The 15,734-nt window shown below is 40.3% G+C and carries 13 protein-coding genes and 1 pseudogene; 8 read left to right on the top strand and 6 right to left on the bottom strand.

Features of this window, described 5'->3' with window-relative positions:
* Positions 1-16 precede the first annotated feature (16 nt).
* The 7 genes from H4J46_RS13250 (at position 17) to H4J46_RS13220 (ending at position 7,278) form a co-directional block, all read left to right on the top strand.
* A complete protein-coding gene (locus H4J46_RS13250; protein WP_182236901.1) occupies positions 17-406 on the top strand; it encodes a RidA family protein in 390 nt (129 codons plus the stop codon).
* A gap of 80 nt (positions 407-486) precedes the next feature.
* Complete coding sequence (gene trmH, locus H4J46_RS13245) at positions 487-1,197, top strand: tRNA (guanosine(18)-2'-O)-methyltransferase TrmH (RefSeq protein ID WP_182233925.1); 711 nt, start codon at positions 487-489, stop codon at positions 1,195-1,197.
* Positions 1,198-1,238: 41 nt separating this feature from the next.
* Positions 1,239-3,326, top strand: a complete 2,088-nt coding sequence (gene recG, locus H4J46_RS13240; protein ID WP_182234054.1) for an ATP-dependent DNA helicase RecG — start codon at positions 1,239-1,241, stop codon at positions 3,324-3,326.
* Between the two features lie 361 nt (positions 3,327-3,687).
* Positions 3,688-4,476 (top strand): bifunctional demethylmenaquinone methyltransferase/2-methoxy-6-polyprenyl-1,4-benzoquinol methylase UbiE, encoded by a 789-nt coding sequence (ubiE, locus tag H4J46_RS13235; RefSeq protein ID WP_182233924.1) that lies wholly within the window; start codon positions 3,688-3,690, stop codon positions 4,474-4,476.
* Positions 4,477-4,480: 4 nt separating this feature from the next.
* Positions 4,481-5,122: an SCP2 domain-containing protein gene (locus tag H4J46_RS13230; RefSeq protein ID WP_182233923.1), complete on the top strand. Its 642-nt coding sequence runs from the start codon at positions 4,481-4,483 to the stop codon at positions 5,120-5,122.
* A gap of 9 nt (positions 5,123-5,131) precedes the next feature.
* Positions 5,132-6,697 (top strand): ubiquinone biosynthesis regulatory protein kinase UbiB, encoded by a 1,566-nt coding sequence (gene ubiB, locus H4J46_RS13225; RefSeq protein WP_182233922.1) that lies wholly within the window; start codon positions 5,132-5,134, stop codon positions 6,695-6,697.
* Between the two features lie 101 nt (positions 6,698-6,798).
* The gene (locus H4J46_RS13220; RefSeq protein WP_182233921.1) at positions 6,799-7,278 is read left to right on the top strand and encodes a DUF1456 family protein; all 480 of its coding nucleotides are present in this window, start codon (positions 6,799-6,801) and stop codon (positions 7,276-7,278) included.
* Between the two features lie 36 nt (positions 7,279-7,314).
* Here H4J46_RS13220 and H4J46_RS13215 read toward each other — a convergent pair whose 3' ends face one another.
* Positions 7,315-8,301, bottom strand: a complete 987-nt coding sequence (locus tag H4J46_RS13215) for a GGDEF domain-containing protein (RefSeq protein WP_182233920.1) — start codon at positions 8,299-8,301, stop codon at positions 7,315-7,317.
* 105 nt (positions 8,302-8,406) lie between these two features.
* The gene (gene rep / locus H4J46_RS13210; RefSeq protein WP_182233919.1) at positions 8,407-10,425 is read right to left on the bottom strand and encodes a DNA helicase Rep; all 2,019 of its coding nucleotides are present in this window, start codon (positions 10,423-10,425) and stop codon (positions 8,407-8,409) included.
* Positions 10,426-10,602: 177 nt separating this feature from the next.
* Here rep and H4J46_RS13205 point away from each other — a divergent pair, with 177 nt between their 5' ends.
* Positions 10,603-10,854 carry a ubiquinone biosynthesis accessory factor UbiK gene (locus tag H4J46_RS13205; RefSeq protein ID WP_182233918.1) on the top strand — a complete coding sequence of 84 codons (252 nt, stop codon included), beginning with the start codon at positions 10,603-10,605 and terminating at the stop codon, positions 10,852-10,854.
* 55 nt (positions 10,855-10,909) lie between these two features.
* On the opposite strand, the gene H4J46_RS17335 is transcribed toward H4J46_RS13205, so the two are convergent.
* The 4 genes and pseudogenes from H4J46_RS17335 to H4J46_RS13185 form a co-directional block, all read right to left on the bottom strand.
* Positions 10,910-12,511 (bottom strand): DUF418 domain-containing protein, encoded by a 1,602-nt coding sequence (locus H4J46_RS17335; RefSeq protein ID WP_259365838.1) that lies wholly within the window; start codon positions 12,509-12,511, stop codon positions 10,910-10,912.
* Positions 12,512-12,619: 108 nt separating this feature from the next.
* Positions 12,620-14,200, bottom strand: coding sequence for a threonine ammonia-lyase, biosynthetic (ilvA, locus tag H4J46_RS13195; RefSeq protein ID WP_220463035.1), 1,581 nt, complete (start codon positions 14,198-14,200; stop codon positions 12,620-12,622).
* Positions 14,201-14,255: 55 nt separating this feature from the next.
* Positions 14,256-14,519 (bottom strand): annotated as a pseudogene (locus H4J46_RS13190) (dihydroxy-acid dehydratase); the annotation flags it as partial.
* Between the two features lie 277 nt (positions 14,520-14,796).
* Entirely contained in the window at positions 14,797-15,723 is a 927-nt protein-coding gene (locus tag H4J46_RS13185) for a branched-chain amino acid transaminase (protein WP_182233916.1), read from the bottom strand.
* Between the last annotated feature and the right edge of the window lie 11 nt (positions 15,724-15,734).

Here is a 15,734-nt window from a genome sequence, read left to right as displayed (position 1 = left end):
GAAAGCTTAGAAAATTATGAAAACAATTATTAATACAGAAAATGCCCCCAGTGCAATCGGTACTTATAGCCAAGCGGTAAAAGTCAATAATACTGTCTATCTATCAGGTCAAATTCCTTTAGTGCCTGAAACGATGAAAATTATTTCTGAAGATTTTGCTGAGCAAACACAACAGGTATTTAAAAATATTGTCGCAGTATGCGAAGCGGCAGGCGGCAATATCAATGACATGGTAAAAGTGAATATATTTTTACAAGATTTAGCCAACTTTGCTACTGTTAACGAAATTATGAGCCAATATTTTCAACAACCTTACCCAGCAAGAGCTGCGGTACAGGTAGCGCGTTTGCCAAAAGACGTTGCCATTGAAATTGACGGTATTATGGAATTACCCAATTACAGTTAACATTAAGCCATAACACTACTTACCGGCAAGCAACACTGATAAAAGCTTGCCAATATTTTACTTAACGTTAGAACCAGTATATGACTCCGGATAGACTACAAAGAATTAACAGTATGTTAGATCAACGCCAACCTGATTTAACCGTATGTATGGAAGGTGTGCACAAAACTCATAACCTAGCTGCCGTAGTTCGCACGGCAGATGCCGTGGGTGTTAGCGATGTACATGCAGTATGGAAAAATGAAACCATGCGTATCTCTGGCGGCAGTGCGGCAGGTAGTCAAAACTGGATAGAAGTGCATAATTATAACCACACCGAAGACGCAATTACCGAGTTAAAAAAGCAAGGTATGCAGGTGCTGGTAACTAACTTGTCAGCTACAGCTGTCGACTTTCGTGAAATTGACTATACCAAGCCAACCGCTATTATTCTTGGACAAGAAAAGTTTGGCGCCTCGGCTAAAGCACTCGAAATGGCTGACCAAGACATTGTTATTCCTATGGTGGGCATGGTGCAGTCATTAAATGTTTCTGTTGCTTGTTCAGTCGTATTATATGAAGCTCAACGCCAGCGCCAAGCGGCGGGGTTATATCAACAACCCAGAATAAGCCAACAACGCCGTCAACAGATATTATTTGAAGGTGGCCATCCTATTTTTGCTACCGCTTGCCAACGTAAAGGCTTAGCCTATCCAGAGATCGATGAAGCTGGACAAATTGTGGCATCAGAGCAATGGTGGCAGCAAATGCAAATGACCCAAGCTGCTTGGCAAAATATTGATAACGAATAAATTTCAAACTTATATCAAAGGAGCCAGCGGTGCCTCGCGCAATGGAAGCATTAACTAATTTAGCCCAAATCCCCGTCACTAGCTTAAAAGGTGTCGGACCCGGTATGGCCACTAAGTTGGAAAAAATTGGTCTAGTGTCATTACAAGATTTACTTTTTCATTTACCGCTGCGTTATGAAGACCGCACACGTGTAACTGCGGTGCGTGATCTTATGCCCGGTCTCTTCACCAATATTATTGGCGAAGTTACCCAAAATGAGATAATACAAGGCAAGCGCCGAATGATGTTAGTCAGCATCAATGATGGCACTGGCAGTATTAACCTACGTTTTTTTCACTTTTCGGCTAGTCAAAAAAATAGCCTAGCTGTTGGATTCAATATCCGCTGCTATGGTGAAATTAATCGTGGCATGCGTGGCTTTGAAATGGTACACCCAGAATATAAAGCCCTAGATCAAGATCAAGCCTTAACCGCCGCTGAAGAAACCCTAACACCGGTGTATTCAACCACCGACGGTTTACGACAAATCTCTTTACGCAATCTAACCGAACAAGCATTAAATCACTTGCAGAGCGGCAAAGTAGAAGAATTATTGCCTGCTGAAATTAGTCATCAACAATACAGCTTAGCTGAAGCACTCGTCTTAATTCACCGGCCACCCCCAGAGACCTCGGTGGTATTGATGGAAGACGGCAAACACCCAGCACAGCTTAGGCTGATCAAAGAAGAATTATTAGCCCATAACCTCAGTATGTTAAAATTACGTGCCGCCAATGATCATCACCCCGCCGTTGTATTGGCTATCGACACACAACTAGAGAAAAATTTTTTAGCGTCATTGCCTTTTTCACCGACAGGCGCACAAGCAAAAGTTACGGCAGAAATACGCACTGACCTGTTAACACCTATGCCCATGATGCGTTTAGTACAAGGTGACGTTGGTTCAGGCAAAACACTTGTTGCCGCCTTAGCCGCATTAACCGCTATTGGCCAAGGTTTTCAGGTGGCCTTAATGGCGCCAACAGAAATATTGGCAGAACAACATGCGATTAATTTTGAAAAATGGTTTGGGCCACTGAGTATTTCAGTTGGCTGGTTGGTGGGTAAAACCAAAGCCAAAGCAAGACGCCATGCCTTAGAGCAGATCGAAAATGGCAATATGCAAATGGTGATTGGCACTCATGCTTTGTTTCAAGAGCAAGTGATATTTAACAAACTAGCCCTGATTATTATTGATGAACAACATAAGTTTGGTGTCCACCAGCGTTTATCTTTACGTGAAAAAGGCGCATGGCAAGGCCATTATCCACATCAGTTAATCATGACAGCTACGCCTATTCCGCGTACTTTAGCCATGACAGCTTATGCAGATTTAGACACTTCAGTCATTGACGAATTACCACCGGGACGAACCCCTATTACCACAGTAGCCTTGCCGGACAGTCGCCGAGATGATGTCGTTGAACGGATTCGTCAAGGTTGCACCAAGGATAACCGTCAAGCCTATTGGGTGTGCACGCTAATTGAAGAGTCCGAGGTATTACAATGCCAAGCCGCGGAAGATACTGCGGTGTATTTGCAAGCACAATTATCTGCCTTAAAAATTGGTTTAGTGCATGGCCGGATGAAAGCGAATGAAAAACAAGCCGTGATGGAGCGTTTTAAGCTCGGCGAACTTGATGTCTTAGTAGCAACAACCGTGATTGAGGTAGGTGTTGATGTACCTAATGCGAGCTTAATGGTGATTGAAAATCCCGAACGTCTAGGCTTAGCACAACTACATCAATTACGCGGTCGTGTTGGTCGTGGCTTAGTGGCTTCTCACTGTGTATTAATGTACAAAGCACCTTTGACTAAAACTGCAACCAAACGCTTAAAAGTACTCAGAGAAAGTAACGATGGCTTTGTTATCGCGCAAAAAGATCTTGAAATTCGTGGGCCGGGTGAATTACTTGGCACCAAACAAACCGGTTTGGCGGATCTAAAAATTGCTGACCTGCAACGTGATGCCCACTTAATACCAGCAGTACAACAAGATGCTCACCTGATATGGAAAAAATACCCAGAGCAAGCAAACGCGCTCATTAATCGCTGGTTAGCCAACCGTGAAAAATATTCTAATGCCTAAGACTTAGCGTTGATTATTTCAGTAAATGACCCTATTTATCCATGGCCTTTGAACAGCAAAAATAGTGGTAAAATCACTTCTTGATAAGATTTTTTGAGCTCCATTTTATCTTGTAGCCATTCGATTAACTCAGTGTGCTACTTTTTTCTGCAAAAAAAGGGCTAAATTTAAGGCATAAAATTTAATCAGTCTTCATGTGACTTATAAAGTTTATAACGCCATAGTCTTTCATTTTAATCGTTAAAAATGAACAGGTAATTAATCAACTTGATATTAATGACCGCCACTGTGATCTCAAGTGTTAATTAATCTAAAAAAATGCGGTAAACTAAGCTTAATTATAGTTAACAGCGAAATCATTATGTCTTCACACGATCAAAATCATCCGATTAATAATGACACTAGTGACGAAAACACGACCCATTTTGGCTTTCAAACAGTCGAAAAAAATGAAAAAGAGTCGAAAGTTGCCAGCGTGTTTCATTCTGTTGCTCAGCAATATGACGTGATGAATGATTTAATGTCATTTGGCATTCATCGCTTATGGAAACGTTTTACTATCGATGCTAGTGGCGTACGCCCGGGTAATAAAGTACTAGATTTGGCCGGTGGTACCGGCGATTTAACAGCAAAATTCTCGAAACTTGTTGGCCGTGAAGGTAAAGTCATATTAGCCGATATCAATAGCTCAATGCTCAATGTTGGGCGTGATAAATTGCGTGACCTTGGTTTAGTACAAAATATTGAATACGTGCAAGCCAACGCGCAATATTTACCGTTTGAAGATAACACCTTCGATATTATCACTATAGCGTTTGGTTTACGCAATGTTACTGATAAAGACATGGCATTGCGCTCTATGTATCGTGTGCTCAAACCGGGTGGCCGTTTATTAGTCTTAGAGTTTTCAAAACCAGAACATGAGTTAGTCAATAAGGCCTACGATTTTTATTCTTTTAACATCTTACCTAAAATAGGTGAGTTAGTGGCAAAAGACGGTGATAGTTACCAATATTTAGCCGAGTCCATTCGCATGCACCCTGATCAAGACACCCTAAAAACCATGATGGATGCTGCTGGCTTTGAACAAACCGGTTTCAAAAATTTAACCGGTGGTGTCGTGGCACTGCATAAAGGTTATAAGTTTTAGCCTTATGCCTCAAACTATTAGTCAGCAACTCATGTTTGCTCAAACCCTAAGTGCGATACTTGAAACCGTTATCAATCAGTTTTTGGGCTATAATTTGCACGGTATTCGGGCCTTAAAGCCTTTGTCTGAGAAAACACTTACCATTAAACTTGCAGAATTACCGTTTCCTTTAAGCTTTACCGTTATTGATGAAAAAATTTATGTGAGCAGTAATGATGCACCTAACGATTGCTGTTTAATCACCAGTATCAGCAGCTTAATTGAGTTAAAAAAAGAGCAACAACTGACGGATTTAATTAAAAAAGATAAACTCGATATTCAAGGTGATTTAAAAGTAGCCCAGCGCTTTGCTGACATTGCCCAAACACTTGATATTGATTGGCAAAGTGAGTTAGCCAAGCGTATTGGTGATATTCCTGCCTACAAATTAGGCCAACTGGGTCGCAAGTTATTAAAGACCTTAAACTTTGCTGGGACAAAAATTCAAGCAGATGCCAGTGAGTGGTTAATACATCAGAAGCGCCTAATAATAACAGCCGCTGAAATGTCTTATTTTAATCATGATGTTGAAGATGTAGAACAACAAGTTAGTGCTTTAAGCCAACGACTTGATAAATTAACTAAACACATAAGCAAATTATCATAAGGGTCTGTGGTGAGCAGTAAACGTTTATACAAAATAGTAAAAACCTTTCTTCAGTTTGGGCTTGATGAGCTACTACCTGAGAAGTATCTGCCATGGTATATAAAAATATTGCGCAGCTCATTGTTTTGGCTGAAAAACAAACACCAAGATAAAACTGAGGCGCAGCGCTTTCGAATGGCGATAGAGTCATTGGGCCCGGTATTTGTTAAGTTTGGCCAAATGCTCTCAACCCGGCAAGATTTATTGCCAGACGACTTCGCCAATGAATTAACCTTATTGCAAGATAAAGTCGCTGCGTTTGCTGGTGAAGATGCCGAAAAAATTATTATCGCAGCCATTGGCGCAGAAATTTTTGCACAACAATTTAAAGATTTTGATCTAACGCCTTTAGCATCAGCCTCTATTGCCCAAGTGCACACCGCTACCTTGTTACAACAAGATGGCGAGAAAGAGGTAGTGTTAAAAGTATTACGGCCCAACCTTACAGCAACCATCATAGCTGACCTGAACGTAATGTCACTGTTTGCCAAAATTGTTGCTCGTTGGTTACCCGATGGCAAACGTTTACATCCTCTAGAAGTTGTCGCTGAATATAAAAAAACTATTTTAGAAGAATTAGATTTAAACCGTGAAGCGGCTAATGCTATGCAATTAAAGCGCAATTTTAGCCAAGGGCGAGATAGCGACAAGGTGCTTTATGTACCTGAAGTCTACAGCGAATATTGTTCAAAAAATGTCATGGTAATGGAACGTATTTATGGCATAGGTGTTGGTGAAGTTGAGACCTTACTAGCAAAAAACGTCAACATGAAATTACTCGCTGAACGTGGTGTTGAAGTATTTTTCACTCAAGTATTTCGAGACAGTTTCTTTCATGCTGACATGCACCCAGGTAACGTATTTGTTGATGCAACCAACCCAAATGACCCGACTTGGATTGCCATTGATTACGGTATCGTTGGTACCTTAAACCGCGAGGATAAACGCTATTTAGCGGAAAACTTTGTTGCTTTTTTTAACCGTGACTACCGCAAAGTGGCACAATTACATGTCGATTCAGGCTGGGTACCCAGTGACACTAGTGTTGATGAATTTGAGTTTGCCATACGGACAGTATGTGAGCCCATCTTCAACAAACCTTTGTCTGAAATTTCTTTTGGTCAGGTATTAGTCAATCTTTTTAATACCGCACGTCGCTTTAATATGGAATTACAACCTCAGCTAGTCTTACTGCAAAAAACCCTACTTTATATCGAGGGCTTAGGCCGACAACTTTACCCGGCTTTAGATCTTTGGCAAACAGCCAAGCCATTTTTAGAAAAATGGGTCAAAGAACAAATGGGCATCAAAGCGGTTATTAAAAAAGTAAAAGACAACTTACCCTTTTGGAACGAAAAACTGCCCGAGATACCTGACTTAGTCTACGATTACTTAAAAACTAATCGAGCAGCACAACGTCAGCAACTAATGACATTGAAACAAATACAGTTGCAACAACAGCAACACAGCAAGCAAATAACCAAACTGGTCGTTATAGCCACGTTGGTTATTTGCTTGACCATTAGCTTTACTTAAGAACCATTTGCGCTTGACTACAGACAGGGCCAGAGCCCAGTACTTTAGGTTAAGTCTTCAGTCTAAGTAATAAAAAACTAATTAATTCAACAGGATAAAACATGACTAACAACGAAGTTTTACATCATATTCGTTATATATTTAGCTTAAACAATGAAAAAATAGTGGCTATTTTTCAATTGGCCGCATGCCCACAAAGTGATGAAGAAATTAATCATTTTTTCCGAAAAAATGGTGAACAAGCATTTGCTCGTATCGCTGATAATATCTTAGCGAGCTTTCTTGATGGCTTAATAATAGAATGTCGAGGAGCAAAAGAAGGTGCGCAAGCGCAGTTGGATCAGTCAATAAATAACAATATTGTTTTTAACAAAGTAAAAATCGCTCTCGCGTTAAAAGCGGAAGATATTATTGCCTTGCTTGACTCTGCTGAATTAACCTTAAGTAAACATGAACTCAGTGCTTTTTTCCGTAAACCTGAGCACAAACACTTTCGTGTCTGTAACAATGATACCTTATTGAAATTTTTTAATGGCTTACACTTAAAAAATCATCAAGCTATTGTAGAAATAAAAGAGTAATAGCGAATTAATGACACTAGCTAGGCTATCTATGGTCTAGCTAGCCTTCTCTGCCAGTGCTGTTTCTACCACTACACAATTACGGCCACTATCTTTTGCTAGATATAACGCCGCATCTGCTCGACTGATCCAAGCTTCAGCCGTTTCATCCATTCGATATTTCGCGACACCAATTGAAATGGTTACTGCGATATCATCTACAAAAGTAGACTGAGCTATTAAGACACATAATTTTTCGGCGACCCGCTTTGCTTCAGCTAAATTTGCGTTTAATGGTAAAAGAATAAACTCTTCGCCGCCATAGCGATATAAATCATCCAGTGATCTACTGTGTTTTTGAATTAATGCCACCAACTCGATCAAGACTTTATCGCCACTTGCATGGCCATAATTATCATTAATTTTCTTAAAGTAATCTACATCTAATAATAATAGCGAAACGTTTGAGTAAGCTCTCTCTTGATGGATTAGGATTTTTTTAAGTTTTATATCTAAAGCCCGTCTATTACCTGACAAGGTTAAGGGATCGATACTGGCTAATAAGGTTAATTTATTATTGATTTTACTATAGTTATCAAAACTTACATAAGAGAAAATAGCGGTTAAAAGTAAGCTAAAATTGATAGTTAAAAATTCTAACGTACTGCTAGTGGGAAATAATGTGATGGCAATTAGCATAATAGCGACAAAACATATTATGCCTGCCGATCGTGCGGATAACATATAGAAAAATGCGATCATTGATGGGTATAGCCAAAATATATTTGATTGTCCACGAATCGCGATAGTAGTCACTACACTGGCCGCCAAGAAGCCGCATAGCATAAGTTGTGCGGTTTTAACTTTTCTCGAGTAATAAATAAAAACGAAGAAAACAGTCGCTAAAAATACCATTATGGCATCAATAGACGCCATGAGCATATCGCCATCAAGCCAACGCAAGTAGACAAACGGTGAGATGGTAAGAGCCGAAAATGCACTGAATATCAGTAGCATCTTCTCTGCTGCTGAACGACTTGTCATTTTATATATCCTACTTTCACCGTTATATCCCTGAAAAATTGACCTAACTATCAACCGTTACTATAAAAAATTCACGTAAATAAATTACAGCAGTAGCAGTCTATATTATTTTTTATTTTTTAACATCTCACGTAAGCCCGCTACACCCATTTTTGCTGTGGATTGCTTTTTTTCTATACTTTGTTTAGTTTGTGTTAACTCCCAGCTTAAATCATCTTGTGGTAACTCATGTAAAAACCGACTGGCTTCTGTACGAGAAACATCGCCATATTGTCGCCGTTCTCGCGCATAAGTAAATATTAACTCTCGTTTGGCCCGTGTAATGCCGACATAGGCTAAACGACGCTCTTCTTCTACATTGCCCTCATCCATACTGGTTTGATGAGGCAATAAACCTTCTTCCATGCCAATGAGAAAAACATAAGGAAATTCTAGACCTTTTGAACCATGCAAAGTCATTAGCTGAACTTGGTCAGTATCTTCTTCATCCTCATTGCGCTCCATCATGTCACGCAAGGTTAAGCGCGTAACAACTTGCGCTAAGGTCATAGGCTCTTCATCTTCTACACCTTCGAGCATTTGCGTTACCCAACTAAACAACTGGGTCACGTTTTTCATACGCATTTCAGCCGCTTTTGCGCTCGGTGAACTATCGTATAACCAATCTTCATAGTTAATTTCACGCACCATTGAGCGCAATACCACCGAGCTCTCGCCACGCTCGGCATGATCGGCTGTTTCGACCAACCAACGGGTAAATCTTTGCACACTGATCAGACCGCGACCACCCAGATGTTGCTCTAAGCCTAATTCGAAACTAGCTGCAAACATGCTAATTTGACGCATATTAGCGTAGCTACCCAGTTTTTCTAGCGTGGTTGGGCCAATCTCTCGGCGTGGAACATTCACAATCCGTAAAAAGGCATTATCATCATCTGGATTTACTAACAGCCTTAAAAACGCCATCATGTCTTTGATTTCAGCACGAGAGAAAAACGAGGTGCCACCATTAATTTTATAAGGAATACGGTTAGTCATTAGCGCTTTCTCAAGTAAGCGCGACTGATGATTACCACGATATAAAATCGCATAATCTTTATATTTACTCTTATTTAAAAAGCGGTGGCCGATTAATTCACCCACCACGCGCTCAACCTCGTGGTCTTCATTTTTAGTTTGTAGCACCCGTAACGCCACGCCGTAATTGAGCTCACTAAATAGCGCTTTGTCATAAACATGAGGGTTATTAGCAATCAGTGTATTGGCACATTTTAAAATACGGCCACTGGAACGGTAGTTTTGCTCAAGCTTAATTAGCTTAAGATTGGGGTAGTCTTTACCTAATAGCACTAAGTTTTGCGGTTTAGCGCCACGCCATGAGTATATTGATTGGTCATCATCACCCACTACGGTCAACAAGCCTTGCTCACCAGTGATCTGCTTGATTAATTCATATTGACTGGCATTAGTATCTTGATATTCGTCCACTAACATATATTGAATTTTTGTCTGCCAACGCGACCGTACTTCTGGGTAATTTCTCATTAACAGTGTTGGAATTAAGATCAAGTCATCAAAGTCTAGCGCGTTATAGGCTTTCATATGCTTTTGATATAGTGCATAAAATTCGGCAAACAGTTGTGCATCCGCATCACTCGCTTGTTTCATAGCGGCGTCTGGCAGTAACAATTCATTTTTCCAATGGGAAATCATTGTCTGTAATTTATTTAATAAATCTTTATCGCCCTCAAGTTGCTCTTGGGTAAGCTCCTTTAATAATGCCAGACTGTCTTGATCATCAAACAAGGTAAAGCCGGGCTTGTAACCTAAGGTTTTTAATTCTTTACGAACAATGTCTAAGCCCAATGAGTGGAAGGTAGAAACAGTTAAGCCACGGGTTAGTGACTTATCCATCATCTTAACCACCCGCTCTTTCATTTCACGCGCCGCTTTATTGGTAAAGGTTACCGCCGCAATATGTTTAGCTTTATAACCACAATTTTGAATTAAGTACGCAATTTTCTGACAAATAACCCCAGTTTTACCACTGCCTGCGCCCGCTAATACTAAGCATGGACCTTCAACATATTTTTTTGCTTCATTTTGACCTGGGTTTAATTTCATTGCTGGGCTTTAACTCAATTGATGAATAAGATAGTCGGCTGTCGATTTTACCTGTTTTTATAACAAGACAACATCAACTTTCTCTCTAGTTAGGTAATTTTTTAGCAGCTTTAATGCAGATATTATGATGAAAAGCGCTTACAATAACTGCATTATTTACCAAAAAAGAACTTTCTCATGATTAGTGCTAAAAAAATAGAAGAACTCGCCAAACAAGTCACTGATTCAATGCCTGACGGGTTAAAAGACTTTGCTAATGACATGGAAGATCGCACTAAAATGGTTTTGCAGCGTAAACTGTCACAACTTGACGTAGTCACTCGTGAAGAATTCGATGTGCAAACCCAAGTGTTAATTAAAACCCGCGCTAAATTGACCGATCTTGAAGCTAAAGTTACTGCATTAGAAATAAAATTGGCTGAAAAATAGTACCGTGTTTACCGCCTTAAATTAATAACAGGCCTGACAAAAAATAGTACATTTATTATAGGCGCATAGTTTGTATTTTTTTATAAGATAAACAGCGCCATAGCCATTCTAATGGCCCAAAGGCGTACTGATTTAACCACCAGCGTGAAAACCACAATTGCAGCACAACAATAGCGAAAGCAATTAGCATTTGTGGTGCCCTGGATATTTCACCAAAATAGCCGCCTGCGTAACCATAAAATATGCTACTTAAAATCACTGAGTGCATAATGTAATTAGTTAATGCCATTCTCCCCATGGGAATGAATATGGCTAAACGCTTGCGCCATTTCTGAGCAGTTAATAAAGCCATGATCAAGCCAAAGTAGCCTGCCGTCATGACAAACTGACCAATAAAAAATAATTTTTCACCTACCACTTGTAATAACATCACTTGGTTCGCCACCGGATGTTGTGCAACTAACAAGCCAGCCACTTCTAATACGGTTCCTAACCCAAGACCGAGATAGGCCATAATTTTGAAAGCGAGAGCGTGCTCTTGATAATGTTTCATTATCGAGCTAGACACTAACCAATAACCTAAAATAAATATTGGCAGTAGCATGGTAAAAGCAAAGGGTAGGGTAAAGGTCAGCATAAAGAAGGCAAAATTAAGACGAAACTCTGTCGCCTGCCAATAGTTACCTTCAGTAAAAACCTTATTTTCTTCTAGCACAGCTGCCTGCATTTCTCTTTGCTGAGCGACTATGGCTTGAGCCTTTAGTTCTCTTAATGCTTGAGGAGAAAGTTCAAGTGCGGCTTTAACGCTGTCAGTGATAGCGGTTGTCGGTTTTACTGGCGCTGAGGCTGTAGCTAGGCCTAGGTTTGAGCTTGGATCTGAAGGTAAGTTTGATGAATTAATATCTCTCTTGATATCAGGTATTGTTCTTGCTGCTATTAATGCGTTCGTTGTTGTTAGTGCTTCACTGTGTTGTTGAGCTGATGTTGCCTGGGTTAAATCTATCGCTTCAACACGTTCAGCTACTTTTATTTGTTCATGCCATTGAGCTGTCAAATCTTCAGTACTATGGCTTAACCCAAAGCCAATGCCAGTTATTACAGCAAGTAAAATAGGCACCGATAGCCACACCAGCGCTAATGTTAAAAATGATGTTGGATTATCATAGGGCTTAAATAGTGGCTTTTTAAGTAAGGTCAGCCAACCCAACAGTAACAAACCGGCAAAAGCGTAATCATGAAGAATATCACCACCCCATAAAAACACCATATGTAGAAAACCAAAGATCATTAAAATTAGCATACGGCGCGAAAACCAAGCGCCAATCGGTCGCTTAGCTGCTTTTGCTCTAATCAACATCACCGCAAATCCCATGCCGAATAATAAAGCAAATAACATATAAAACTTACCTTCAACAAAACAACGAATGAGCCAACCAACTGCATGATCTAGACCGGTTAAACGTGTGTCTTGGCTACCTAAACTGTTAATGGCACGGTTAAACCACTCAATGTTCATCAAGAGAATACCAATCAGTGCTAATCCTCTGAGAATGTCCATTGCGTCAATACGTTCGCTGATGGCAATTGGTGCTAAGCTTTTAATTGTTGGGCTTGGAGAGACAATTGACTCAGGCACATTGGCTTGAATGCTTGACATAAAACTTCCTTTTTTATTAAAATTTTTATCTTTAAATCTGTGTGAAAAATTTATAAAAAAAAAGCAGCTTTACGCTGCTTTTTGTATAAAAATAACCCCAACAAAAAATCAGGTGAGAAAGGCTTGATAAGCCTGGTTGTCCGTTTCTTCTTGCCACTCATAATCTAGCGCTTTTAAGTGCGCAAAAAAATCAGTTTCCTGTGTTTTTTGTACTTCAAATCCGGCTAACACTTGGCCAAAAGCTGCACCGTGGTTACGATAATGGAACAAGGTAATGTTGTAATGCTCACCCAAAGTATCGAGAAACTTCTCTAACGCGCCCGGATATTCAGGAAATTGAAAGCGAAAAATACGTTCTTGTGCTGACAATTCATTTTTACCGCCAATCATGTATCTCACATGCAGCTTAGCCAATTCATTTTCCGTAAAGTCAGCTAATTCATAATCTTGTTGCTGCAAGCTTTGGGTTAAATTTTTTCGGTCAGTAGCCTCACCACTTAGGCGCACACCAACAAAAATATTGGCACGTTGCGTTTGGCTTGTTAGCTCAGCGTTGTCGGCATAACGGTAATTAAATTCAGTGATCACTCGTCCAGCAAGTGCTTTACAAAAGTTTCTAAAACTCCCTTTTTCTTCTGGAATTTTGACCGCAAATACGGCTTCTTTTTGCTCACTTAATTCACAACGTTCTGAGATATATCGCAAGGTATGAAAGTTCATATTGGCGCCAGACAGAATCGCGATCAAAGACTCGTTACCTTGACTAGTGTGACAATATTTTTGTAATCCCGCTAAGGATAATGCGCCGGCGGGTTCTGCAATGACTCGCGTTTGTTCAAAAATATCTTTTATCGACGCACAAATTTCATCGGTAGTCACTGTTATGACATCGTCACAGTAATGCTTAATTAAATCAAAGGTATGCTCACCAATGCGCTTAACGGCTACACCATCAGCAAATAAGCCAACTTGGTCCAAATCAACCGGTTTTCCGGCGGCAAATGCTGCTTTTAAACAGGCAGAATCTTCGGCTTCAACACCAATTATTTTAATATGAGGTTGTAATTGTTTTAGGTAAACTGACATGCCTGCTAATAAGCCACCACCACCGACAGGAATAAACACCACATCCATGCGAGGGTGTTGTTGTAATAACTCTTTTGCCACCGTACCTTGGCCAGCAATAATGTCAACATCATCAAATGGCGGTACTACAGTTTTATTTTCGGCTTGGGCATAGGCTATCGCGGCTTGTTGCGCCTCATTAAAGTTCTTACCCACTAAGCGCACATCGGCACCAAAACGCCGTACATTATCCACCTTGATATCAGGTGTGGTAATAGGCATGACAATGGTTGCTTTAACACCTAATTTATTCGCCGCTAATGCTAAGCCTTGTGCGTGATTACCTGCAGATGCAGCAATAACCCCATCTAAGCATTGCTGCTCAGACAAGTTGACTAATTTGTTATAAGCACCACGCAATTTAAAAGAGTGTACCGGTTGTTGATCTTCTCGTTTAAGAAAAATTTCATTACCTAAACGTGCTGATAACTTAGTTAATGGCGTTAGCGGTGATTCAATCGCCACATCATAAACCGGCGCAAGTAATATCTTGCGTAAATAGTTTAAACCTTGGCCTTGTATAGCCTGGGCTTTTACTAATGCTACTTGTTCAGCATCATTCATTGTTGTCACCATTAAAATTCCCATCCAGTAATTCACGATTACGCACCGCGCCTTGGATCATGGCATCAGCACAGTGGGCGTTGATCATGTAGTCCACTGAATCGGCAATTAAATCGCGTGATGGCAAGCTATAAAGCATGCCGCTATCACCCATATCTTTCAAATGCACATGGCCGGGTACAAATTGGGTAAAAGAGTTCACAACCGCAATAATAGGTTTACCGAAATCACCATCTGTCATCCCTGTAGCGCGCCAAAGCGCAAGAGCTCCAGCCATATTTCGGCCTTGAGTAGAAGTTGCTGATCTTAATTTTGGCATGACCTTAGTTCCTGTATATATATGGCTATTAATAAGCGCGATAAATGTTAAAAATTATGTTAAAAAATCACTCGACAATGAGCTTTTAACATAACTATTATTTTTTGGAGTTGTTCAGCGTTTATCAAGCGAAAAACGCTGAACACTTAATTGATTTATATCAAGTTAATATCGGCATATCGCCACACTACGAAAGCCCGCCTAACATGGAGGGTAGGGGGTGAAATCAGCGAGTGCTAAATACAGATTGAGTTTATTTAGCTTTGAAAATTAAGCTTTATTCTACCTTGTCTAACCAACCTTCAGGCACTTTGGTACTACCATCAAAAATACCAAAAAATGCTTCTTGTAGTGCTTTAGTAATAGGGCCACGCGCACCATTACCCACAGGTAAACCATCGACTGACTTTACAGGAACCACTTCAGTTGCGGTGCCACACATGAAAAATTCATCAGCGAGGTATAAAGATTCACGAGATATTGATTCTTCACGCACTTCATAGCCTAACTGCTTGGCAAGGACAAATACGGTGTCACGGGTCAAACCTTGTAAAATAGAGGCGGTACCTGGCGGGGTATAAATAACCCCTTTGCGAATTAAAAATAAATTTTGACCTGCGCCTTCACTGACCATGTTATTAACATCTAAAGCCACACCTTCGGCATAGCCATGACGAGCGGCTTCAGTAGAAATTAGCTGTGAAGACAAATAGTTACCGCCGGCTTTTGCTGCGGTTGGCATAGTATTAGGAGCAAGTCTGTTCCAACTTGACACGCCCACTTCAACACCATTTTCAATGGCATCAGCACCTAAGTAGGCTTCCCAGCTAAAGGCGGCAATCATAACATCAGCTAAGGCGTCAATCGGTGGGCGAAGACCCATACCAATATCACCTAAAAAGGCTAAGGGTCTTAAGTAGGCTGATTTCAAATTGTTTTTTACGACGGCATCTTTGCACGCTTGAATGATTTCTGCTTTCGTGAAGGGGATGTTCATGCGATAAATTTTGGCTGAATCAAATAAACGGTCGATATGCTCTTCTAAGCGAAAAATACAAGTACCTTTGTGAGTATTATAAGCACGAATACCTTCAAAGACTGATGAGCCGTAATGTAAAGCATGGCTCATGACATGCACCGTAGCATTTTGCCACGGCATAAGTTCTCCATTAAACCAAATTAATTCTGCGTTAACTTTTGCCATTTTTATTCCTA

Origin of the sequence: Colwellia sp. MB02u-6 (genome assembly GCF_014077095.1) — a bacterium.
Taxonomy (GTDB): domain Bacteria; phylum Pseudomonadota; class Gammaproteobacteria; order Enterobacterales; family Alteromonadaceae; genus Cognaticolwellia.
The sequence above is the reverse complement of the archived record's forward strand: the minus strand, read 5'-3'. Positions and strand labels throughout refer to the sequence as shown.

Coding starts and splice junctions, on each gene's coding strand:
- H4J46_RS13220 (WP_182233921.1), top strand. CDS start 6,799: ATGACTAACAACGAAGTTTTACATCATATTCGTTATATATTTAGCTTA.
- H4J46_RS13215 (WP_182233920.1), bottom strand. CDS start 8,301: ATGACAAGTCGTTCAGCAGCAGAGAAGATGCTACTGATATTCAGTGCA.
- H4J46_RS13250 (WP_182236901.1), top strand. CDS start 17: ATGAAAACAATTATTAATACAGAAAATGCCCCCAGTGCAATCGGTACT.
- ilvA (WP_220463035.1), bottom strand. CDS start 14,200: ATGAATGATGCTGAACAAGTAGCATTAGTAAAAGCCCAGGCTATACAA.
- rep (WP_182233919.1), bottom strand. CDS start 10,425: ATGAAATTAAACCCAGGTCAAAATGAAGCAAAAAAATATGTTGAAGGT.
- trmH (WP_182233925.1), top strand. CDS start 487: ATGACTCCGGATAGACTACAAAGAATTAACAGTATGTTAGATCAACGC.
- H4J46_RS13185 (WP_182233916.1), bottom strand. CDS start 15,723: ATGGCAAAAGTTAACGCAGAATTAATTTGGTTTAATGGAGAACTTATG.
- ubiE (WP_182233924.1), top strand. CDS start 3,688: ATGTCTTCACACGATCAAAATCATCCGATTAATAATGACACTAGTGAC.
- H4J46_RS17335 (WP_259365838.1), bottom strand. CDS start 12,511: ATGTCAAGCATTCAAGCCAATGTGCCTGAGTCAATTGTCTCTCCAAGC.
- H4J46_RS13230 (WP_182233923.1), top strand. CDS start 4,481: ATGCCTCAAACTATTAGTCAGCAACTCATGTTTGCTCAAACCCTAAGT.
- H4J46_RS13205 (WP_182233918.1), top strand. CDS start 10,603: ATGATTAGTGCTAAAAAAATAGAAGAACTCGCCAAACAAGTCACTGAT.
- recG (WP_182234054.1), top strand. CDS start 1,239: ATGGAAGCATTAACTAATTTAGCCCAAATCCCCGTCACTAGCTTAAAA.